The 19,311-nt window shown below is 74.8% G+C and carries 20 protein-coding genes; 13 read left to right on the forward strand and 7 right to left on the reverse strand.

Translation table 11 applies throughout. The features are described from left to right. Together LG632_RS15820 and LG632_RS15825 are read left to right on the forward strand one after the other, a co-directional pair. On the forward strand, positions 1 to 1,398 hold a 1,398-nt coding region (locus LG632_RS15820), incomplete at its 5' end, for a lipase family protein (protein ID WP_226727837.1). A gap of 143 nt (positions 1,399 to 1,541) precedes the next feature. Beyond that, positions 1,542 to 2,942, forward strand: a complete 1,401-nt coding sequence (locus LG632_RS15825) for a hypothetical protein (protein WP_226727839.1) — start codon at positions 1,542 to 1,544, stop codon at positions 2,940 to 2,942. Between the two features lie 69 nt (positions 2,943 to 3,011). Here LG632_RS15825 and LG632_RS15830 read toward each other — a convergent pair whose 3' ends face one another. Next, on the reverse strand, positions 3,012 to 3,791 hold the full coding sequence (locus tag LG632_RS15830) for a lysophospholipid acyltransferase family protein (protein WP_226727841.1): 780 nt from the start codon (positions 3,789 to 3,791) through the stop codon (positions 3,012 to 3,014). Between the two features lie 225 nt (positions 3,792 to 4,016). Between LG632_RS15830 and LG632_RS15835 the strand changes: the two genes are divergently transcribed. Both LG632_RS15835 and LG632_RS15840 read left to right on the forward strand, forming a co-directional pair. Continuing rightward, positions 4,017 to 4,196: a hypothetical protein gene (locus LG632_RS15835; protein WP_226727844.1), complete on the forward strand. Its 180-nt coding sequence runs from the start codon at positions 4,017 to 4,019 to the stop codon at positions 4,194 to 4,196. A 65-nt stretch (positions 4,197 to 4,261) separates the two neighbouring features. Next, positions 4,262 to 4,456 carry a DUF2795 domain-containing protein gene (locus LG632_RS15840; protein WP_226727846.1) on the forward strand — a complete coding sequence of 65 codons (195 nt, stop codon included), beginning with the start codon at positions 4,262 to 4,264 and terminating at the stop codon, positions 4,454 to 4,456. Between the two features lie 93 nt (positions 4,457 to 4,549). On the opposite strand, the gene LG632_RS15845 is transcribed toward LG632_RS15840, so the two are convergent. After that, positions 4,550 to 5,218 carry a CBS domain-containing protein gene (locus LG632_RS15845; protein ID WP_226727849.1) on the reverse strand — a complete coding sequence of 223 codons (669 nt, stop codon included), beginning with the start codon at positions 5,216 to 5,218 and terminating at the stop codon, positions 4,550 to 4,552. A 235-nt stretch (positions 5,219 to 5,453) separates the two neighbouring features. Between LG632_RS15845 and LG632_RS15850 the strand changes: the two genes are divergently transcribed. The 9 genes from LG632_RS15850 to LG632_RS15890 all read left to right on the forward strand — a co-directional run bounded on the left by LG632_RS15850 (position 5,454) and on the right by LG632_RS15890 (position 15,165). After that, positions 5,454 to 6,530 (forward strand): zinc-dependent alcohol dehydrogenase family protein, encoded by a 1,077-nt coding sequence (locus tag LG632_RS15850; RefSeq protein WP_226727851.1) that lies wholly within the window; start codon positions 5,454 to 5,456, stop codon positions 6,528 to 6,530. A gap of 5 nt (positions 6,531 to 6,535) precedes the next feature. Next, complete coding sequence (locus tag LG632_RS15855) at positions 6,536 to 7,222, forward strand: helix-turn-helix domain-containing protein (protein ID WP_226727853.1); 687 nt, start codon at positions 6,536 to 6,538, stop codon at positions 7,220 to 7,222. Beyond that, positions 7,219 to 7,974: an HAD family hydrolase gene (locus LG632_RS15860; RefSeq protein ID WP_226727855.1), complete on the forward strand. Its 756-nt coding sequence runs from the start codon at positions 7,219 to 7,221 to the stop codon at positions 7,972 to 7,974. The genes LG632_RS15855 and LG632_RS15860 overlap by 4 nt, the downstream gene beginning before the upstream one ends. Then, entirely contained in the window at positions 7,971 to 10,406 is a 2,436-nt protein-coding gene (locus LG632_RS15865; RefSeq protein WP_226727859.1) for a glycoside hydrolase family 65 protein, read from the forward strand. Before LG632_RS15860 ends, LG632_RS15865 begins: the two co-directional genes overlap by 4 nt. A gap of 77 nt (positions 10,407 to 10,483) precedes the next feature. Next, complete coding sequence (locus LG632_RS15870) at positions 10,484 to 10,933, forward strand: universal stress protein (protein ID WP_226727860.1); 450 nt, start codon at positions 10,484 to 10,486, stop codon at positions 10,931 to 10,933. A gap of 127 nt (positions 10,934 to 11,060) precedes the next feature. Continuing rightward, complete coding sequence (locus tag LG632_RS15875) at positions 11,061 to 11,561, forward strand: flavodoxin domain-containing protein (protein WP_226727862.1); 501 nt, start codon at positions 11,061 to 11,063, stop codon at positions 11,559 to 11,561. A 41-nt stretch (positions 11,562 to 11,602) separates the two neighbouring features. Beyond that, on the forward strand, positions 11,603 to 12,199 hold the full coding sequence (locus LG632_RS15880; protein ID WP_226727864.1) for an Rv1733c family protein: 597 nt from the start codon (positions 11,603 to 11,605) through the stop codon (positions 12,197 to 12,199). After that, positions 12,192 to 14,897, forward strand: coding sequence for a cation-translocating P-type ATPase (locus LG632_RS15885; RefSeq protein WP_226727867.1), 2,706 nt, complete (start codon positions 12,192 to 12,194; stop codon positions 14,895 to 14,897). The genes LG632_RS15880 and LG632_RS15885 overlap by 8 nt, the downstream gene beginning before the upstream one ends. Further along, positions 14,881 to 15,165 carry a DUF1876 domain-containing protein gene (locus LG632_RS15890; RefSeq protein WP_226727870.1) on the forward strand — a complete coding sequence of 95 codons (285 nt, stop codon included), beginning with the start codon at positions 14,881 to 14,883 and terminating at the stop codon, positions 15,163 to 15,165. The genes LG632_RS15885 and LG632_RS15890 overlap by 17 nt, the downstream gene beginning before the upstream one ends. A gap of 42 nt (positions 15,166 to 15,207) precedes the next feature. Here LG632_RS15890 and LG632_RS15895 read toward each other — a convergent pair whose 3' ends face one another. From LG632_RS15895 to LG632_RS15915, 5 genes are read right to left on the reverse strand one after another with little or no spacing between them, the layout of a single operon-like run. Next, positions 15,208 to 16,197, reverse strand: a complete 990-nt coding sequence (locus LG632_RS15895) for an Acg family FMN-binding oxidoreductase (protein WP_226727872.1) — start codon at positions 16,195 to 16,197, stop codon at positions 15,208 to 15,210. Further along, positions 16,194 to 16,841, reverse strand: a complete 648-nt coding sequence (locus LG632_RS15900; protein WP_226727875.1) for a CBS domain-containing protein — start codon at positions 16,839 to 16,841, stop codon at positions 16,194 to 16,196. Before LG632_RS15900 ends, LG632_RS15895 begins: the two co-directional genes overlap by 4 nt. 13 nt (positions 16,842 to 16,854) lie before the next feature. After that, positions 16,855 to 17,460, reverse strand: a complete 606-nt coding sequence (locus tag LG632_RS15905) for a CBS domain-containing protein (protein ID WP_226727878.1) — start codon at positions 17,458 to 17,460, stop codon at positions 16,855 to 16,857. Between the two features lie 42 nt (positions 17,461 to 17,502). After that, positions 17,503 to 18,381 carry a universal stress protein gene (locus LG632_RS15910; protein ID WP_226727879.1) on the reverse strand — a complete coding sequence of 293 codons (879 nt, stop codon included), beginning with the start codon at positions 18,379 to 18,381 and terminating at the stop codon, positions 17,503 to 17,505. A 32-nt stretch (positions 18,382 to 18,413) separates the two neighbouring features. Continuing rightward, on the reverse strand, positions 18,414 to 19,076 hold the full coding sequence (locus LG632_RS15915) for a CBS domain-containing protein (protein ID WP_226727881.1): 663 nt from the start codon (positions 19,074 to 19,076) through the stop codon (positions 18,414 to 18,416). Positions 19,077 to 19,311 lie beyond the last annotated feature (235 nt).

Consider the following 19,311-nt stretch of genomic DNA (forward strand, 5'->3'; position numbering starts at 1 on the left):
GGGGGTTTGGGGGCTGCGGCCGAGCGGTTGCGCCCGCCCGCCGCCCCCGGGCAGCGCACCGACCCCGAACTCCTCATCAAGGCCTCCGTGTTGCTGGCCGACGCCGCCCTCACCGCGAAGCGGGCCGGCGCCGATCTCACCACGGCCGTCACCACCGGCCGCTTCGGCCTCCAGGCCCTGCGCCGCCCCGCCTGGGCCGTCGGTGCGGCGCTGGCCTGCACCCGCGCGCTCACCAGCCCCTCCGGCCTCGGCTTCGGGGCCAACGGCGGCGTCGTCGGCGAACTCGCCCGCGCCGCGGGCAACGTCACCCGCCGCCGGCCGGCGGCGATCACCATGGCGGTGGACGCCTTCGCCCTGCGCATCGAGGCGGCCACCGTCACCCACCCCAACCTCGACTCCCCGCACGCCCGCCGCCTCACCGACGCCCTCGTGGCGGGGGACCGGCTGGAGGCCGTCCGCGCCCTGCACGCCCTCGTCGAACGACTCGGCGTCACGCGCGCCCTCACCACCATCAGCCCCGTGATCATGGAGCTCCTGGCGCTGACCGCCCTCCTGGACGAGTACCCGGGCAACGACAGCTTCGCCTGGGTCACGCTGGCCGGGGGAGTGCCCACCACGGACCCCTTCTTCGGCCTCCCCAGCTCCCTGCTGGGCCTCCTCAACCCGGGCCGCGGCCGGGCCGAACGCGCCGAACCCGACCCGATCCTCGCCAAGGTGCTCGGCACCTCCCGCAACGACATCGTCAGCTACATCAACGACATCGGCGCCCTGGGCAACCACGGACTGGTCCTCCTCCGCCGCGTCACCTGCGCCGACGGCGCCGTACGGTACGTCCTGCTGCTCCCCGGCACCAGCTTCGGCCTGCTCAGCAACAGCACCCCGCAGGACCTCGTGGGCGCCTTCGACGGATGCCTGCGCACCGACACCACGTACACCCGGGCGGCCCGCAAACTGCTCGCCCGGGCCGGTGTGCCCGCCGGCTCCGAGCTGATGCTGGTCGGCCACAGCCTCGGCGGGCTGACGGCGATGAACCTCGCCTCCGACCCGGAGCTGGCCGGCGAGTTCCGGGTCACCCACGTGGTCACCCTCGGCTCCCCGATCGACAACAAGCGGCCCGCCGACCACACCACCCAGGTCATCAGCCTGGTCAACAAGCACGACGTGATCCCGATGCTCGACGGCCGCGGCCCGGCCTCGCCCAACGACATCCCGGACAGCTGGGTGGAGCTCGCCTGGCTCGACGAGTCGTACGACTACCCGCTCTCGCACGCCCCGCAGGCCTACTCGGACAGCCTCCGGGGCGAACTGGCCCACTACCGCGACCGGGTCAACGACCTGATCCGGCGCTACGACGGCGAGATCACGCACAACCAGCCGTACATGCTGCGCGACAGGTGAACCGGCCCGGCGCCCCACGGCAAGCCGAGCGCCGACCACCCGCCGAGCGCCGACCACCCGCCGAGCGCCCACGACCCGCCGAGCGCCCCGCTGCCTGGCCCGCTGCCCGGCCCGCGACCGACCCCGGAGAGACCGATCCGCCCATGACCACCCCCGCTACCGCCTGGCCCCTGGAGAACGCCGTGTTCAGCGCGGCCATGCTCGCGCACCGCCTGCCCTGGGCGGACGCCCCCGCCCGCGCGCTCGGCCTGGACACCCTCACCCGCGAGGGCGCCGCCCGCAGCGTGCTCGCCCACCTGCGCCGCACCCGCTCCGGACGCCCCGTCCGGCTGCGCACCCCGTTCGGGTCGTTCCTCGTTCCGCTGACCCGGTCCGACACCGCCGGACTCCTCGCCCACGGCCAGGACGCGCACGCCCTGGAGCCCGCCGTCCGCCTCGACGCCGCCGGGCACCGCCACGGCCTCCACCCGCACACCGCGCTCCCGCCGCACGCGGCCCCGGCCGCCGCCGCGCTCGCCGGGCCGCTGGCCGAGGAACTCGACCGGGTGGCCCGCGCCCGCCGCGACGACGGGGCCGTCCCCTGGGAGGTGTGGCGGCCGGGACTGCTGCGCGCCGCACGCCGGGTGGTGGCCGGCGCCGCCGCGGCGGAGGACACCCTCCTCAGCGAGCTCCTGGCCCGGGCCGCCGCAGCGGCCGGCGGCGGCTCCCGCGGCGACCGCGCGGCGGCCGTGGCCCGCAGGCTGGCCCCCTACCTCGCCGACCCGGACCCGGACTCCGTGGCCGGCCGGTGCGAGAGCGGGCAGGCGCTCGCGCACACCCTGGCCGTGGTCTCCCAAGCGGCCACCGCCACCGCCCTCCAGGCCCTCGCGCTCACCGCCGTGGGCTTCCCGGCCGCGGCGGCCGGCCCCGCCGGCGCCGTGGCCGCGGCCCTGGACCACTTCCCGCCCGTGGCCGCCGCGGTGTACCCGGTCCGCTCCCCGTTCACCTGGCAGGAGCTCGCGATCGACGCCGGCACCGAGATCCTGGCCGCCCCTTCCTGGTTGCAGGACACCGCGGGCGCACCGTCCGCCGGGGACCACCCGGCCACCTGGGACGACGGCTCGGCCACCGAGGCGTACCGCCCCTCACCGCTGTGCGGTTCGCCGACCGCGTGCACGGCGAGCGGATTCGCCGTGCGGGTGGCCGAGGCGATCGTCCGGTACTTCGAGGAGACGGCCCCGCCGGTGCTGCTCTCCCCTGCGCTGACGCCCGACCGGATGCCGCACACCCTGGACCCGGCCACGCTGCTGATCGGCGTGGGGCCGACCGGCACCACCCCGCCGTCCGCCCCTGGAGGTTCCCCGGCGGCGTACGCGGCGCTCGCCCGGGCCGGAGCCGAACGACTCGACGAGCACGCGCGGCTCCTCGCCGCCTGCGCCGCCGACACCGGCTGGAACGGCGACGAGACAGGCGAACGCTTCCGGACCGAACTACTGGAACACGCCGAGCGGTGCGCCCGCGCCGCCTCCGACGTCCGCGCCGCCGCCCGTCGCCTGGGCGGCTGACCCGCGTACGCCCCCGGGGGCGTACGCGGACCGCCCGCGGGGCGGGCCGAGGGGCGGGCGCGGCGGCCGTCACACCAAGGTGTCCCGCCGCTGCCGCTCGCGGTCGACCAGCTCCTGCACGGCGACCTGCACCTCGGCGCAGAGCCGGCGGGCCGCCGCCGCGCGGGCGCCCGCCGCGCGCGGCCGTTCGGGCGGGGCGATCGGCTCACCGATGGTGATCAGCCACTTCGCGGGCAGCGGGAAGGGGGATGTCAGCGGGAAGCTCGGCAGGTCCAGCAACCGCGCCAGCGCCGGGAGTTCGCCGACCTTCGGGACGGACTCCTCCGCCCCGATGACGGAGACCGGAACGACCGGCGCCCCGGCGTGCACGGCGGCCACGGCGAAGCCCGGGTTGAAGGGCTGGAGCCGGTACCGGTCGCGGAACGGCTTCTCCAGGCCGGAGACCCCCTCCGGGAACACGACGAGGAGTTCGCCGTCGGCCAGCCGCGTCATCCCCGCCCGCAGGTCGCTCGGGACGGCCCCCTTCTTCGCGGCGTACGCGCCCAGCAGCGGCAGACGGAACAGGAACGGGGCGGCCAGAGTGTGCATGCGGCGCCGCAGCGAGCGGGACAGCACCTTCTGGAGCACGAACGCGTCCAGCCCCCAGGCGCCCGAGTGGTTGGCGACGAGCACCGCGGGGCCCTCGGCCGGGACGTTGTCCAGGCCCAGCACGTCCAGCCGGAACCAGTCGTCGACGAACCATTCGAGGAGCCGTTCCCAGGCGTCCTCACCGGCGCTGCCGAGCAGCCCCCGCAGGAAGCGCAGATCGCCTCCGGCGATCCCGACGACATCGGCCTTGCTCTCCGACACGGACGCCCCTCCTCTTCTTCCTCTTCCGCGGCATGTCACCCCTTCAACGGCCGCAGGCGCCTCGGCGTGGCGGCCGGTGCGTGGCATCCGCCGAAGGCGGGTAGCCGCACGGGTGAAGGGCGGTCCGGACCGGAGCGGGAGGGCGGTCGTCGGTCGCCGGACGAACTGACGGCCCCTCCCCGCGGGCGGACGCGGTCCCCGTCGACCCCCGAAAGGAACGAGGCCATGGGCGATCCCCAGCAGCCCGAAGCACGACGCAGCGGAAAGGGTGCCGCGACTCCGCAGGAGAGCGGGCACCGCAAGGCCGCCGAGCCGCAGACCCCGAAGAAGTCGGGCGGCGGCGAGGAAGACCGCAGGCGGACGGGCGGACCCACGCCGCCGGAACAGCGTACGGACCACCCGTGACGCCCGAGACCGCCGTGCCGTACGGAACACCGGACGGCGCGGACGACCGGAAAGGCACCTGAGCCATGGCAGACGTCAACCCCATCGAAGTGCAGAAGGCGCTCAAGGGCGCGCAGTACCCGGCCGACCGCGACGACCTCGTGGAACTGGCGGAGCGCAACGGCGCCGGGCAGGACATCACCCAGGAGCTCGCCTCGTCCTCCAAGGACCGGTTCGACGGTCCCGACGACGTCCAGCGGTCGGTGTTCGGCCGAGGCTGACCCGAGGAACCGGGGCCTGCCGAAGCGGGCAGGTCCCGGCGTCAGGAGCGCAGCGGCTGCCCCTGACGCCGCAGCCGCAGCCGCGGCGGCACGTCACGGAGCCGGGCCGTCACCGCTGCCGGCTTCCCGGAGCCGGCAGCGGACGTCGACGACGCCTTCGACCGACTGCGCGAGGCGTGCGGCGAGGGGGATCAAGGCGGCGTCCCTCACCTGACCGGTCAGAGTCGCGATGCCGTGCGACACCGTCACCGTGACGGTGCCGTGCGACAGCGGGAAGAGGCGCTCGACCACGCTCCGGCGGATCTCGGCGGTCAGGTCCTCGTCGGTGCGGAGGAAGACCTTGAGCAGGTCGGCGCGGCTGACGATGCCCTTCAGGGTGCCGTCGGCGTCGACGACCGGGAGGCGCTTGACGCGCCGTTCGGCCATGAGGCGGGCGGCCTGCGGAAGGGTGGCGTCGGGGCGGATCGTGACCGCCGGGGCGGTCATGAGGTCCTCGGCACGGGTGGAGCCGGCCTTGGCGGTGTCGCCCAGGCGGCGCATCTGCTCGATCAGGCCGGGGCGGTGCTCGTGGTACTCCTCCTTGGGCAGCAGATCGGCTTCGGAGACCACGCCGACGACGCGGCCCTCGCCCTCGATGACGGGCAGGGCGGTCACCTTCCAGCGCTCCATCGCGCCGGCGATGTCCTTGAAGCCGGTGTCGGGGGTGACGGCGACGACCTCGGTGGTCATCACGTCGGCGACGGTGTACGGGGTGGAGGTCATGGCGGGTCCTCAGCGTGCGTGGACGGGCGGGGCACCGCTGCCGTACGGGGCGAGCAGCTCCGGGAGCCCGGCGTCCCCGCACCGCGGTACGACCGTCTCCCACCGTGGCACCGGACCCCGTCCGGCGCAGGGGCCCGACCGGGTCCCCGATGAGGGCCGACCGGCCCAAGCACGGCAGCGGGGCGAGGGGACAGCCTGGTAGGGAGACTCCGCGCAGCAGAAGTGAGGTCGCGCCATGAAGGCACTCGTCTTCCACGGGCCGGGACGAACCTCCTGGCAGGACGTCCCGGACCCTTCCGTCAAGGACGCCGCCGACGCGATCGTCCGCGTCGACGCCGTCACCATCTGCGGCACCGACCTGCACATCGTCAAGGGCGACGTCCCCGAGGTGGAGCCCGGCCGGATCCTGGGCCACGAGGCCGTCGGCACCGTCGTCGAGACCGGCGGTGACGTGCGCACCGTCCGTCCCGGCGACCGCGTCCTGATCTCCTGCATCTCGGCCTGCGGGCGGTGCCGGTTCTGCCGTGAGGCCCGCTACGGGCAGTGCCGCGGTGGCGGCGGCTGGGTCCTCGGCCACCTCATCGACGGCACCCAGGCCGAGTACGTCCGCGTGCCCTTCGCCGACCTGTCCGTCCACCCGCTGCCCAGCGCCCTGCCGAGCCACGAGGCCGTCCTGCTCGCCGACATCTTCCCGACGTCGTACGAGGTCGGCGTCGTCAACGGCAACGTCCGCCCCGGCGACACGGTCGTGGTGGTCGGCGCCGGACCCATCGGCCTGGCGGCCGTCGTCACGGCCCGCCTCTACAGTCCGCTGCGGATCATCGCCGTGGACATGGCCGCCTCCCGGCTCTCGGCCGCCCGTGAATTCGGCGCCGATGCCACCGTGAGCGCGCTCGAGCAGCCCGAGCAACTGGTGGAGGACCTGACCGACGGGCTCGGCGCGGACGTGGTCGTCGAGGCGGTCGGGGTGCCCGAGGCGTTCGAGATGTGCACGCGGATGGTCCGGCCCGGCGGCCGGGTCGCGAACATCGGCGTCCACGGCAAGCCGGCCACCCTGCACCTCGAGGACCTGTGGATCAAGGACGTGACCCTCACCACCGGCCTCGTGGACACCTACTCCACCCCCCTGCTGCTGCGGATGACGGCCGCCGGCCGGCTTCCCGGCGCCGCGATGGTCACCCACCGCTTCGAGCTCGACCAGATGGAGGAGGCCTACGACGTCTTCTCCCGCGCTGCCGACACCGGCGCGCTCAAGGTCGTGCTCGGCGGACCGCAGCACGACACCGTCGCCCTGCCGGCCGAGGAGCAGTGATCACCGTGAAGAGCACCCCGAGCGCCCGACCCCAGCCGTCCGGCGGGACGACCGGACGCACCGACCTGGGCCGGCGGCTCGCGGCCCGCCGCACCGCGCTCGGCCTCAGCCGCGAGGAGCTCGGCCGCCGCTGCGGGACGGACGGCAACTACATCGCCTACCTGGAGGAGCACGCCGCCTCGCCCTCCGCCGGCACCCTCGTCCGGGTGGCCGACGCCCTGGGGGTCACGGTCGACGACCTGACCGGCGCGAGCGCCGAGCACGCGCCGGGCCGGACCAGCGCCCGCACCGACACCGGCCTCGTCACCCTGGACGAGGACGAGTGCCGGGCGCTGCTGGGCACGCACGGAGTCGGACGCATCGGCGTGTTCACTCCCGAAGGTCCGGCCGTCCTCCCGGTCAACTACGTGGTCGCGGGTGGTGACATCGCGTTCCGCACCGCCGCGCAGGCCCGCGCGGCCGAAGCGGCGGGGACCGAGGTGGCCTTCGAGATCGACAACATCGACGACGTCACGGCCGGCGGCTGGAGCGTCCTGGCGGTGGGTGAACTGCGTGCCGTCACCGCCCCCGACGAGATCCGGCACCTGACGGCGACGGCCCGGTCCCAGCCGTGGGCCGGCGGCCCGCGCACCCACTGGATGAAGCTCACCCCCGTCCGGCTCACCGGCCGACGCGTGGCCCACGCGTCATGAGCGGGGTGCGCGCGGTCGTCTTCGACACCGACGGGGTGCTCCTGGCCACGGCCGCCCGTCACGCGGCCGCCTGGAAGGAGGCCTTCGACGGGTGCCTGGTCCAGTGGGGACGGTCCTCGGGAGGACGGCCCCGCCCCTTCGACGCCGTCCGCGAGTACCGGGACCTCGTGGACGGCAGGTCCCGGCTCGACGGCGTACGGGCATTCCTCGCGGCGCGCCGCATCGACCTCCCCGAAGGAGCTCCTTCGGATCCGCCCGGGTGCACCACCGCGCACGCGGTCGCCGCCCGGAAGGAGCAGGTCTTCTCCGAGGCGGTGCGCACCGAAGGGGCGCAGGCGTTCGACGACGTCCGGCCGGCGCTCGTGCGCCTGAGGGAGACGAACGTCCGCTGCGCGGCGGTGTCCGCCTCGCGGCACGCGCGCTCCCTCCTCGCATCCGCGGGTCTGGCCGACCTGCTCGACACGATCGTGGACGGCAACGAGGCGCAGGCCCTGGCCCTTCCGGGCAAACCCGCACCCGCCCTCTTCCTGGAGGCCGCCGACCGGCTCGGTGTCGGCCCGGACCACGCCGCCGTGGTGGAGGACGCCCTCGTCGGCGTCGAGGCCGGACGCAGCGGCCGCTTCCGCCTGGTCGTGGGCCTCGACCGCGACGGTGACCGGCACACGGCGGACGCCCTGCGGGCGCACGGAGCCCACCTCGTCCTGCCCGGCCTCGGCGACCTGCCCGCCGCCCTCGAAGGCCGCAGGCCGTGACCACGGCCTGGTGCTGGGAGTACCAGCGCTACGACCCCAGGACCGAGCGGCTGGTCGAGTCCCTGTGCACCCTCGGCAACGGCCGCTTCGCCACCCGAGGATCAGCGCCCGAGAGCACCGCCGACGCCGTCCACTACCCGGCCACCTACCTGGCCGGCTGCTACAACCGGCTCACCTCCGCCGTGGCCGGCCGCCAGGTCTCCAACGAGGACATGGTCCGGCTGCCCGACTGGACCGCCCTGCGCTACCGCTGCCTCCCCGACGACGCGCCGCCCGGCGACTGGCTCACCCCCGACCACCCGTCCCTGCGGCACTGCCGGGTCCGCCTGGACCTCCGGGCCGGAACCCTCACCCGCCGGCTGCTCTTCCACGACGCCGAGGGCCGCCGCCTCGGCGTCACCCACACCCGGCTCGTCCACATGGGGGACCCCCACCTGGCCGCGCAGCGCACCGTCCTGCGCGCGTACGGCTGGAGCGGCCGGATCGAGGTCGAAGCCGTGCTCGACGCGGACGTCGCCAACGCCGGCGTCGACCGCTACCGCGCCCTGGCCGCGCGCCACCTCGTGGAACACCGAGCCGGAGTGCAGGCGGAAGGTACCGCCTGGCTGGCCTGCACCACATCGGCCACCGGGGTGCGGATCGGCATCGCCGTCCGGACGTCCGCACGGCCCCTGACGACCGTCGACACCGCCTGCACGGCCGACGCCGCCACGCAGAGGTGCGTCCTGCCGATCCGGCGGGGGCGGCCGGTCGTGGTCGTCAGGACCGCCGCCCTGTTCAGCTCGCTGGACCGTCCCGCCACCGATCCCGTGCGGCGCAGCATCGAGTACGCCACCCGCGCCCCGGACTTCCCGACCCTGCTGGCCACCCACCAGGCCACGTGGCACCGGACCTGGGAGGAAGGGGAGTTGAGGGCCGCGGGGGAGACCGGCAGGATCCTGCGCCTGCACGCCTTCCACGTCCTGCAGACCCTCTCGCCGCACACCGCGGAACTCGACGCGGGGGTACCGGCCCGCGGCCTGCACGGGGAGGCGTACCGCGGCCACGTCTTCTGGGACGAGCTGTTCGTCCTGCCCTACCTCTCCCTGCACTTCCCCGGGACCGCCCGCGCCCTGCTGATGTACCGGCACCGCAGGCTGCCCGCCGCCCGGGAGGCGGCGCGGCGAGCCGGGGCCCGGGGCGCGATGTTCCCCTGGCAGAGCGGAAGTTCCGGTGCCGAGGAGACGCAGCGGTTGCACCTCAACCCCCGCTCCGGCCGCTGGCTGCCCGACCACTCCCACCTCCAGCGCCACGTCGGGTCGGCCGTCGCCTGGAACGCCTGGAACTACGGCCTCGCCACCGGCGACGCGGGCTTCATGCACGGACCGGGCGCCGAACTCCTGCTCCACGTCGCCCACTTCTGGGCGGGCGCCACCACCTGGGACCAGGGCCTGGGCCGCTATCGGATCCGCGGCGTCGTCGGCCCGGACGAGTACCACGACGCCTACCCGGACGCCCCCGGGCCCGGCATCGACGACAACGCGTACACCAACGTCACCGCGGCCTGGGTGCTCGCCCGCGCGCTGGAGCTGTACGCGCAACTCCCGGCGGCCCGGCGCGCGGAGCTCCTCGCGCAGCTCGGCGTCGCGGCGGACGACCTGCGCCTGTGGGAGGACGTCTCGCACCGCATGTACGTGCCCTTCCACCGCGGCGTGATCAGCCAGTTCCACGGCTACGGCGACCTCGCCGAGCTCGACTGGGACACGTACCGGGCCCGCTACCACGACATCCGCCGCCTGGACCGCATCCTGGAGGCCGAGGGCGACACCCCCAACCGCTACCAGGCGTCCAAGCAGGCGGACACGCTCATGCTCGGCTACCTCTTCCGTCCCGCCGAACTGTCCCGGCTGTTCACCCGGCTCGGTCACGTGCTCGACGACGCGCTCTGGGACCGGACGGTCTCGTACTACCTGCGCCGGACCTGCCACGGCTCCACGCTCAGCAGTCTGGTCCACGGCTGGGTCCTCGCCCGGCAGCAGGGCCCCGACGCGTGGCGCTACTGCCAGGAAGCCCTGCTCGGCGACATCACCGACGTCCAGGGCGGCACCACCGGGGAGGGGATCCACCTGGGCGCCATGGCCGGCACCCTCGACCTCGTCGAACGCGGCATCGTGGGGCTCGACCCCGGCCCCGACGGCCTGCACGTCGACCCGGTGCCGCTCTCCGAGATCCCGGCCTCGACGTTCTACGTCTCCTACCTCGGGCACCGCGACGTCCGCATCCGGTTCCGCCCGGGCCGGCTGGGCGTGCGCGTGCCGCCGTCGCTCCTCGGCCCGCTGCCCCTGGTCCTGCCCGGGGCTCGGCGGGAGCAGGTCGCCGCAGGTCAGGAGCGGTGGTTCCGCCTGCCGGCGGCGGCAGGCGGTGAGGGGGCCGCCCCGCCCGCCGACGCGTAGCCCCGCCAGGCCCCTCGCGTGGCGGCGACCACCGCGCTCGCCCACGCTGGAAGGAGATCTCGGAAGGGACGCAGAGCATGGACACGCAGCAGGAGACTCCGCGGATCGTGGTGGGCGTCGACGGGTCGCGCTCGTCCCGGGCCGCACTGGAATGGGCGGTACGCTACGCCGGCCTCGTCGGCGGCACGGTGGAGGCGGTCACGGCCTGGGAGGTGCCCGGCGAAGCGTCGTGGTCGGCCCCCGCGGTGGACGCGACGTTCGACGAGGAAGAGGCCGAGAGGCGGCTGGTCGACGAGGTCCGCTCCGTACTCGGCGACCAAGGGGCGTCCAGGGTGCACGAGAAGCTGGTGCACGGCCATCCGGTCGAGGTCCTGGTGGACGCGTCCCAGGGGGCCGACATGCTGGTCGTGGGCAGCCGCGGACGCGGCGGCTTCCGCCGGGCGCTGCTCGGCTCGGTCAGCCAGCAGGTGTCCCTCCATTCCGCGTGCCCGGTGACCATCGTCCGCCCGACGGCGGCCGACCGGTAGGCGGCAGGGCCGAACGGCCCCCGCCGGGGCCCGTCCGACCCATGCGGCGGGGCCGCGGACCGGGTGACAGTGGGACCAGCCGGTCGGTCGGCCGGCCGGCCCGCCCGGAGGACGAGGAGGCCCACTCATGACCGGCAAGAGAGTCCTGGTCGCCTACGGCACCAAGCACGGGGCCACGGCAGGAATCGCCGAACGGATCGGCACGACCCTCCGCGAGGACGGCCTGGACGCCGTCGTCCTGCCCGCGGACGACGTCGACGACGTCCGCGACTACGACGCCGTCGTCCTCGGCGGCGCCCTGTACGCCGGCCACTGGAGCGGCAAGGCCAAGCGCTGCGCGCAACGCAACGCCGACTCGCTGCGCCGGCGTCCGGTCTGGCTGTTCAGCAGCGGTCCCCTCGACCGCTCCGCCGAGGAGCGGGACATCCCTCCGGTTCCCGCCGTCGCCCGTCAGATGCAGCTCGTCGGCGCGCGGGAGCACAAGACGTTCGGCGGCAGCCTCACGGCCGCCACTCCCGGACTCCTCGCCCGATCGATGCTGCGGCAGGGCAAGGGCGGGGACTTCCGCGACCCCGACCGCATCCGGAGCTGGGCCCACCACATCAGCGCCGAGCTCGCCGCCGCCTGAACGCGCGGCCCGTCGGCAGGGAGGCAGCGCGGAGGTGCGCCATGAAGGACCGGACGAGCGGACGGGGCGCCAACCCGCTGCGGCGGAAGGCCGACCGTACCCGCACCCGTTTGCGCCTGGCCTTCGCCGTGGCCTGCCTGGTCGCGGTGTTCTGCGGTGTCGCTGCCGGACGGGCCTCCTGGACCGGGAGCAGCCGCGCGGCGGAGTCGATCGCCCGTCACCGCCACGAGGTCAGCGCCGTCACGGTCGGCGAGACCTTCTACCTGGCCGGCGCCCGGCCGCGCGGCGCCCCCGCCGACGTCGCCCGCGCCACCTGGCACTATCCCCTCGACCGCTCGCACACGGACACGGTCCCGGTCCCGAGGGGCACCCGCGCCGGAGACACCGTCCGCGTCTGGGTCGACGACGCCGGCCACGAGGCCTCCGCACCCCCCGGCACGGCCGACGTCGCGCTGGACGCGTTCGGCGTCGGCGCGGGAGCGCTCACGGGGGTCCTGCTCGTCTCGGGCCTGCTGGTCCGCGGTGGCCTGCGGCTCGTCGACGCCCGCAGCTCCCGGGCCTGGGAGACCGAGTGGGAGAGCGTCGAACCCCTGTGGTCCGGGCGCCTGCGGCCCGGCCACGGAGCCGGCGATGGCTGACCGCGCCGTGGGCCCGGACCTCGCGCCGGGCCGCACGCCGGATCCCCTCGAACCCCTCGCGCTGCTGCGCCGGGAACTGCACACCGGGCCGTTGGGCCTGTCGAGCCGGGAGGCGGAGCGGCGCCTGGCGGTCCACGGGCCCAACGAGGTCCGCCGTACCGCCCGGCCCGGCCTCCTTCGGGAACTCCTGCGGCAGCTGGTCCACCCCTTGGCCCTGCTGCTGTGGGCGGCCGCCGCCCTCGCCTTCGTCGCCGGCATCGAGGTGCTCGGCTGGGCGATCGTCGCCGTCGTCCTGGTCAACGCCGGCTTCGCCCTCGTCCAGGAACGGCAGGCCGAAAGGGCCGTCGAGACCCTGGCCCGCTACCTCCCCGCCCGGGCCCAGGTGATCCGTGACGGCCGGCCCCAGCACGTACCCGCCCGTGACCTGGTCCCCGGAGACCTCATCGTCCTCGAGGAAGGCGACCGGATCCCCGCGGACGCCCGTCTGACGGAAGGGGGCGTCGAAGCCGACCTGTCCATGCTCACGGGCGAGTCCACTCCGGTCGAACGCGTGGCCGGTCCCGGTCTCCAGGCGGTCCCGGTGCTCCAGGAGCCGAACCTCGTCCTCAGCGGCACCAGCGCCACCGAGGGGGAGGCGCGGGCGATCGTGTTCGCCACCGGCGACCGTACGGAGCTCGGCCGGATCGCCGCCCTCAGCCAGCGCACGCGCCGCGAGCCGAGCCCGCTGGAGACGCAGGTCAAGAGGGTCGCCTGGCTGATCGCGGGGGTCGCCGTCGCCATGGGCGCGGTGTTCCTCGTGACCGGTGTGGCGGTGGGGCTGCCGCTGACCGACTCGCTGATGTTCGCGATCGGCCTGCTCGTCGCCAACGTTCCCGAGGGCCTCTTGCCCACCATCACCCTCGCCCTCGCGGTGGGCGTCCGGGTCCTGGCCCGGCAGGGAGCGGTGATCAAGCGGCTCAGCGCCGTCGAGACCCTCGGTTCCACCAACGTCATCTGCACCGACAAGACCGGCACCCTCACCCGCAACGAGATGCGCCTGCACGCCTTCTGGACGCCGGAGAGCCTCAGGGAGCCCGGGCCCCGAAGCGCCGGTCTCGTCCGGGCGGCGGCCCTGTGCACGACCGTGATCCGCGAGAGCGACGGCCGGCTGCACGGCGATCCGACCGAGGTCGCGCTGGCCGAAGGGGCCGCGGAGCAGGGCGTGGCCGTCGATCCGGCCGACCGGGACGCCCACCGCCGGGCCTGCTTCCGCTTCGACCCCCGCCTGCGCCTGATGTCGGTGGTCCAGGCGACGGACGGCCGGCACCTCCGCGTGGTCACCAAAGGTGCCCCGGAGGCCGTGCTGCCACTGCTGGCGGGTGGGGAGCCGGCCCGCGAGGCGCAGGCGGCCGCCGACGCGCTGGCCGCGGACGGCATGCGGGTGCTGGCCGTCGCCGTGCGCGACCTGCCCGCCGGTGCCGAGCCCCCGGGGTCGCGCCGGGGGGCCGAGCGGGACCTGCACCTGCTCGGGCTGGCCGGACTCTACGACCCGCCGCGCCCGGAGGTCGCGGCCGCGGTCCGGCGCTGCCACGAGGCGGGCCTCGTCGTGCACATCGTCACGGGCGACAGCGGTGCCACGGCCGCTTCGATCGCCCGCGCCGTCGGCATCGGGGTCCCGGAGCTCCGGGTGATCGCCCAGTCCGAGGCGGTCGACGACCACCAGCTCGACCACCTCCTGCGGGACCGGGACGCCGAGATCGTCTTCGCGCGTTCGTCACCGGAGACCAAGCTGAAGGTGGCCGACGCCCTCAGGAGCCACGGGCAGATCGTCGCCATGACCGGCGACGGGGTGAACGACGCCCCGGCCCTGCACCGCGCCCACATCGGCGTGGCCATGGGACGCTCGGGCACGGACGTGGCCCGCGAGGCGTCGACGATGGTCCTGACGGACGACAACTTCGCCACCATCGTCACGGCGATCGAGTCCGGGCGCCGGGTGTACGACAACGTCCGCAAGTTCATCGTCTACATCTTCGCCCACCTCACCCCCGAGGTCGTGCCCTTCGTCGTGTTCGCCCTCTCCGGCGGGGCCGTCCCGCTGCCGCTGACCGTGCTGCAGATCCTCGCCGTCGACCTCGGCACCGAGACCCTCCCGGCCCTGGCCCTCGGCCGCGAGCGGGCCGAACCGGGCGTCATGAACCGGCCGCCCCGCCCCAGCTCCCAGGGGGTGATCGACAAGGAGATGCTGATCCGCAGCTGGGGCTGGCTCGGCACCGTCTCCGCAGCCCTGGTCATGGGCGCCTTCTTCTACGTCCTGTGGCGCGCGGGATGGCACCCCGGCGACCCGACCGGCCCCGGCGCCCCGCTCCACCACGCCTACCTGACGGCGACCACCGCCACCTTCGCCGGCATCGTCACCTGCCAGGTCGGCACCGCCGTCGCCGCCCGCACCGACCACGCGGCCCTGCGCGAGATCGGGTTCTTCACGAACCCCCTGCTGCTGGCCGGCATCGCCTTCGAACTCGCCTTCACCGCGGCGCTCGTCTACGCGCCCCCGCTCCAGCACCTCTTCGGCACCGCGGCCCTCCCCTTGGACGTCGTCGTCCTCGTCGCGGCCTTCCCGCCGCTGGTCTGGGCAACCGACGAAACCCGCCGCCGGGTCCGGCGCCGACGCCACCGCTCCCGAGCCCCGGAGGAACACCATGTCGCACACCACTGAGTGGAAGACCCACCTCTACCTGTTCGAGGAGGACCGGACGACCAAGGCCCGCGTCGAACTGGACACCGGCACCACCAAGCTCACCGGACACGGCACAGCGCGCTGCAACCCCGCCGACGCCGACGTACCGGAGATCGGTGACGAACTCGCCGCAGCCCGCGCCATGCAAGACCTGGGCGCCCAGCTGAAACGCCTGGCCTTCAGTGACATGGGGGACGCCGGGACGCGCCCGCGAGCGGGCGCGCCGTGGGCCACCCCGTCGGACTGAGGCCGCGGGCGACGAGCCGGCCGCAGCGGCTTGCAGGGCACCTCACCTGATCTCCAGGACCTCCGTCACCGGCCGACGCGGTGTCGCGGGTCCCTGCGGCCCGTAGCCGAGGCGGAGGACCATCTGTACGTGTCCCATGGCCTCGGCCGGGTCGCGGACCGTCCACCGCAGCTCCTGCCACTCCAGCGGCTGGGAGGTCATCGAGGTGGCGAGGCCGTCGGCGGTGGCCCGCAGGAGCACGCGCTCCAGGGCCTGCCCGGCCCGCAGCCAGTCGGCGCGGGTGTCCGTCGCGGTGCCCAGCAGGGCCAGCTGCGGTCTCTTCTCGAACACGGCCCAGCCGCGGTCCGGCAGGTCCCGGGAGCGCCCGAAGTCGCGTACGGGGGAGGGGCCGCCGGAGCTCCGCGGGCCGAACGCGGCGGCGGGGACGCCCTCGTCGCGCCGGCCGGTCGCACCGGACCCGGGTGCGGTCCAGGCGGCGGTCTCGGCGCGGACCTGTGGATCGATCTCTTCGCGGTGTTCGGCGTCCCGCACCAGATCGAGCACCGTCTCGACGTGCCAGTCGCCGGGGACCACCAGCCGGCAGCCCTCCAGGCGGGCCGCGGCCCTCAGACCGTCCAGCACCGCCTCCGGCACCGGCTCGTCGCTGAACGGGAAGCGGCTGGTGTGCCGGCGCCGGAGCGCGTCGTGCAGGGCCGCCAGGTCGGGGTCCGCCCCGGCCTGTTCGTCGACGGTCGCCGTGGCCAGCAGCCACCGCTCGCGGTCGTCGGGCAGCAGCCGCACCCGTACCGGGAGCCGGTGCCGTGCGGCGGAGACGCGCAGGTTGAACAGCGCGGCGGCGCAACCGAGGTGGAGGGCGCGGTGGTCCGGGTCGGTCCGCGTCATGGCCCGCTCCGGATCGCCGTGCAGTTCGATGACGCCGTCCTCCGGGCGGAACACGAACTTCCAGGGTTGGGCGTTGTGCATGGACGGTGCGCTGACGGCGTCGGCGACGATCTCGGCGACGACTGCGGGGTCCAGGTGCGGTGCGGTCACGGGACTGCTCCTGTCTGTGTTCCTCCTGGGTGGGACCCCTCCTCGGCCGCGGTCGGCGGGGCGGGGACGCACGTGAGTCTGTTGTCGACGTCCACGACGCCGTCGACGCTCTGGCAGAGCCGGTCGATCACGGGGAGCAGCTCCGCCCGCGGCACGGTCCCGCTGAGCGTCACCAGTCCGTCGTCCACCACGACGGTGATGGAGGAAGGAGCGAGGCGCAGGGTCCGGGCGAGGACGTCCTCCACGATCTCCTCCTGGATGGCGTGGTCGTGGCGGAGGAACAGCCGGATCAGGTCGCTGCGGCTGAGCACGCCGATCACCCGACCGTCCACGTCCACGACGGGAAGGCGCTTGACCTTCCGCCGCTGCATCACCCGGGCCGCTCGGACCACGCTCCACCCGGGCCGGGCCGTGACCGCCGGACTCGTCATGAGGTCCGCGGCGGTCGCCCCGCCCCCTGCGCCGCGGCGGCGCAGGAGATCGGCTTCGGACACGACACCGACGGCGTGCCCGGTTTCGTCCACGACCGGCACGGCGGTGATGTCGTACTCGTGCAGGAGCCGTGCGACCTCCTTGAAGGCCGTGGTCGGTCGGACCGTGACGGCGTTCGCCGTCATCAGCTCCGCGACGCTGCGGTGCCTCATGGCCCTGTCCACCTCAGACCGCCGGCGCCGGGGCGGCGAGGTCGGCCTCGACGTCCACCACTCCGGGAACGGTGCGGGCGGCGCGCACCACCACGTCCGCCAGGGCGGGATCCGGCAGGGAGCCGTACAGGTGGGCGACGCCGGCCGCGACGTGGACGTGGATCACGGCCGAGCCGCGGGGGACGAGCTGGCGCGTGATCAGTTCGCGGATCTCGGCAGCGATGTCGGCGTCCGGCCGCAGGTACACCTTCAGCAGGTCGCCGCGGCTGACGACGCCGATCAGGCGGCCGTCGCCGTCGACCACGGGCAAGCGCTTGAGGTGCCCGCGCGCCATCAGACGCGCCGCGACCGGGATGCCGGCGTCCTTCGTCACCGTGACGGCGGGGCGGGTCATCAGCTGCTCCGCGGTGGTCGCCCGGTCCGGGCCGGTGCCCCGCCCGCCGAGCAGCAGGTCGGCCTCGGAGACGACGCCGGCCACCCGTCCGTCGCCGGTGCGCACGGGCAGGGCGCTGACGTTCCCCTTCCGCATCGTTTCCACGATGTCCTTGAACGCGGTGTCGTGGTCGACGCAGATCGCGGTGCGGGTCATGACGTCGTCGACCGTGCGCAGGTGTTTCATGGCCTTTCCTCTGTGGACGGTCCGCCGGGACGTACGGACTCCTCAGGCGTGGGCGACCACCGCCACCGGCGCCGCCGCGTGGTGCAGTACCGCGTGCGTGACCGGGCCCAGGTGGACGCCGAGCGGCGAGCGGCGCAGGTGGCGGCCGACCACGACCAGTCCCGCCCCCTGGGAGGCCTGGACGAGCCGCTCGCCCGCGGACCCCATGAACACGCTGGTGGTGACGGCGACGTCCGGGAACTTGTGCCGCCAGGGCAGCAGCATGTCGTCGACCATGTGCGTCACGCTCCGTCCGATGTCCCGCTCGTTGTCCGGGTCGAAGAAGGGGACGTACGCGTAGGCGGGCGGCATCTTCCAGCCGTGCACGGCCCGCAGCGGCCAGCCGCGTCGCTGCGCCTCCTCGAAGGCGAACGCGAGCATCCGGTCGCCGGCCTCCTGGACGTCGACGCCGACGACCACCTCGGCGGGGGCACCGCTGCCGGGGCCGCCGGGGCCGTCGGGGTCGTCGGCGACACGGACGAGGACGACGGGGGTGTCCGTGGCGACCACGGTGGACAGCGCCACCGAGCCGATGAGGAAACCGACGAGGCCGCCCAGGCCGCGTGAGCCCAGCACCAGCAGCGCGGCGTCGGCGGCCTCGGCGGCGAGGGCGGCCGCCGGCCGGCCCGTCGGGCACCGACTCGTGATCTCCAGGCCCGGATGGCGCTCGTGCAGCTCCTGCGCCGTCTCGGTCAGGGCCCGGTCCGCCCACCGGTCCACGTCCTGTTTGCCCAGGCCCGGCAGGACCGGGTCCAGGGGCCAGTCGACGGCGTGGACGAGCCGGAGCGGCACGTGGCGCGCGACGGCTTCCCGTGCGGCCCACCGGGCGGCCGCCCGGCTCTCCGCGGAGCCGTCGACCCCGACTGCTACATGTTTCTCCACGATGACGAGCTCCTTCGTGCGGTGTCCCGGCGTCACCACGGCATCGCGTGGCGGGCGGGTGCGGCCGGGGCGGTCGCGTCGTGGGTACGGGCGGTCAGGTGCGAGACGACGGCCACGACTCCGTCGACCCGCTCGACGAGGGCATGCAGGACGGGCAACCGGCTCTGGCGCTGCACAACACCCTCCAGGGTGACGACGCCGTCCACGACGTGCACGTGGACGTCGTCCACCGGCACCCCCACGACGTCCCTCAGGACCTCCTGCACGCGCCGGCGTATCTCCGCGTCAGGGCGCACGAACAGGCGCAGCAGGTCCCGGCGGGTGACGATGCCGACGAGTCGGTCCTCCACGTCCACGACGGGGAGCCGCTCGATGCCCCGGCGCGTCATCAGCCGGGCGGCGTCAGCCGCCGCCTCCTCGGCGCGGACGGTGACGGCAGGAGCGGACATGAGGTCCCCCGCCGTGCGGGCCGGGACGGGCGCGCCGTCCTGCGCACCGGTGCGGGGGAGCGGTGCCGGGTGCGCCAGCAGGTCGGTCTGCGAGACGACCCCCACCACGCGGTCCTCGTCGTCCACGACGGGCACCCCGGAGATGTCGTGCTGGACGAGGAGCTTCGCGACCTCCTTGAAAGCGGTGCCGGAGGCCACGGACACGACCTCGTCGGTCATCAGGTCCGCCACCTTGATGTGCTTCATGAAGCCCTCCTGCGGTTCGGGCCCGTGGGAGGCCCGTCTCCTGTGCGGGTGCCCTCACCCTCCGCCGGATCGGTCGGGGGTTTCGAGGGCCGAACGGTCCCGTCCAGGGGCCGGAAGGACCACCCGGCCCCCTGCGGCACGGGCCGCGCCGTCGCGATGGGGACCTTTGGTCCCGGCGGCGGTCCCGGGCGGCCCTCTTCCCCGGGCGCCGGGGGTGTCACCGTGGGCGGTGTCC

The sequence above is a fragment of the Streptomyces antimicrobicus genome (assembly GCF_020532625.1).
In the GTDB taxonomy this organism is placed as follows: domain Bacteria; phylum Actinomycetota; class Actinomycetes; order Streptomycetales; family Streptomycetaceae; genus Streptomyces; species Streptomyces antimicrobicus.

What these genes read in the sequence shown, in the direction of transcription:
- LG632_RS15825 (WP_226727839.1), top strand. Translation starts at nt 1,542, where the DNA reads ATGACCACCCCCGCTACCGCCTGGCCCCTGGAGAACGCCGTGTTCAGC.
- LG632_RS15835 (WP_226727844.1), top strand. Translation starts at nt 4,017, where the DNA reads ATGGGCGATCCCCAGCAGCCCGAAGCACGACGCAGCGGAAAGGGTGCC.
- LG632_RS15840 (WP_226727846.1), top strand. Translation starts at nt 4,262, where the DNA reads ATGGCAGACGTCAACCCCATCGAAGTGCAGAAGGCGCTCAAGGGCGCG.
- LG632_RS15845 (WP_226727849.1), bottom strand. Translation starts at nt 5,218, where the DNA reads ATGACCTCCACCCCGTACACCGTCGCCGACGTGATGACCACCGAGGTC.
- LG632_RS15850 (WP_226727851.1), top strand. Translation starts at nt 5,454, where the DNA reads ATGAAGGCACTCGTCTTCCACGGGCCGGGACGAACCTCCTGGCAGGAC.
- LG632_RS15860 (WP_226727855.1), top strand. Translation starts at nt 7,219, where the DNA reads ATGAGCGGGGTGCGCGCGGTCGTCTTCGACACCGACGGGGTGCTCCTG.
- LG632_RS15870 (WP_226727860.1), top strand. Translation starts at nt 10,484, where the DNA reads ATGGACACGCAGCAGGAGACTCCGCGGATCGTGGTGGGCGTCGACGGG.
- LG632_RS15875 (WP_226727862.1), top strand. Translation starts at nt 11,061, where the DNA reads ATGACCGGCAAGAGAGTCCTGGTCGCCTACGGCACCAAGCACGGGGCC.
- LG632_RS15880 (WP_226727864.1), top strand. Translation starts at nt 11,603, where the DNA reads ATGAAGGACCGGACGAGCGGACGGGGCGCCAACCCGCTGCGGCGGAAG.
- LG632_RS15885 (WP_226727867.1), top strand. Translation starts at nt 12,192, where the DNA reads ATGGCTGACCGCGCCGTGGGCCCGGACCTCGCGCCGGGCCGCACGCCG.
- LG632_RS15890 (WP_226727870.1), top strand. Translation starts at nt 14,881, where the DNA reads ATGTCGCACACCACTGAGTGGAAGACCCACCTCTACCTGTTCGAGGAG.
- LG632_RS15900 (WP_226727875.1), bottom strand. Translation starts at nt 16,841, where the DNA reads ATGAGGCACCGCAGCGTCGCGGAGCTGATGACGGCGAACGCCGTCACG.
- LG632_RS15905 (WP_226727878.1), bottom strand. Translation starts at nt 17,460, where the DNA reads ATGAAACACCTGCGCACGGTCGACGACGTCATGACCCGCACCGCGATC.
- LG632_RS15915 (WP_226727881.1), bottom strand. Translation starts at nt 19,076, where the DNA reads ATGAAGCACATCAAGGTGGCGGACCTGATGACCGACGAGGTCGTGTCC.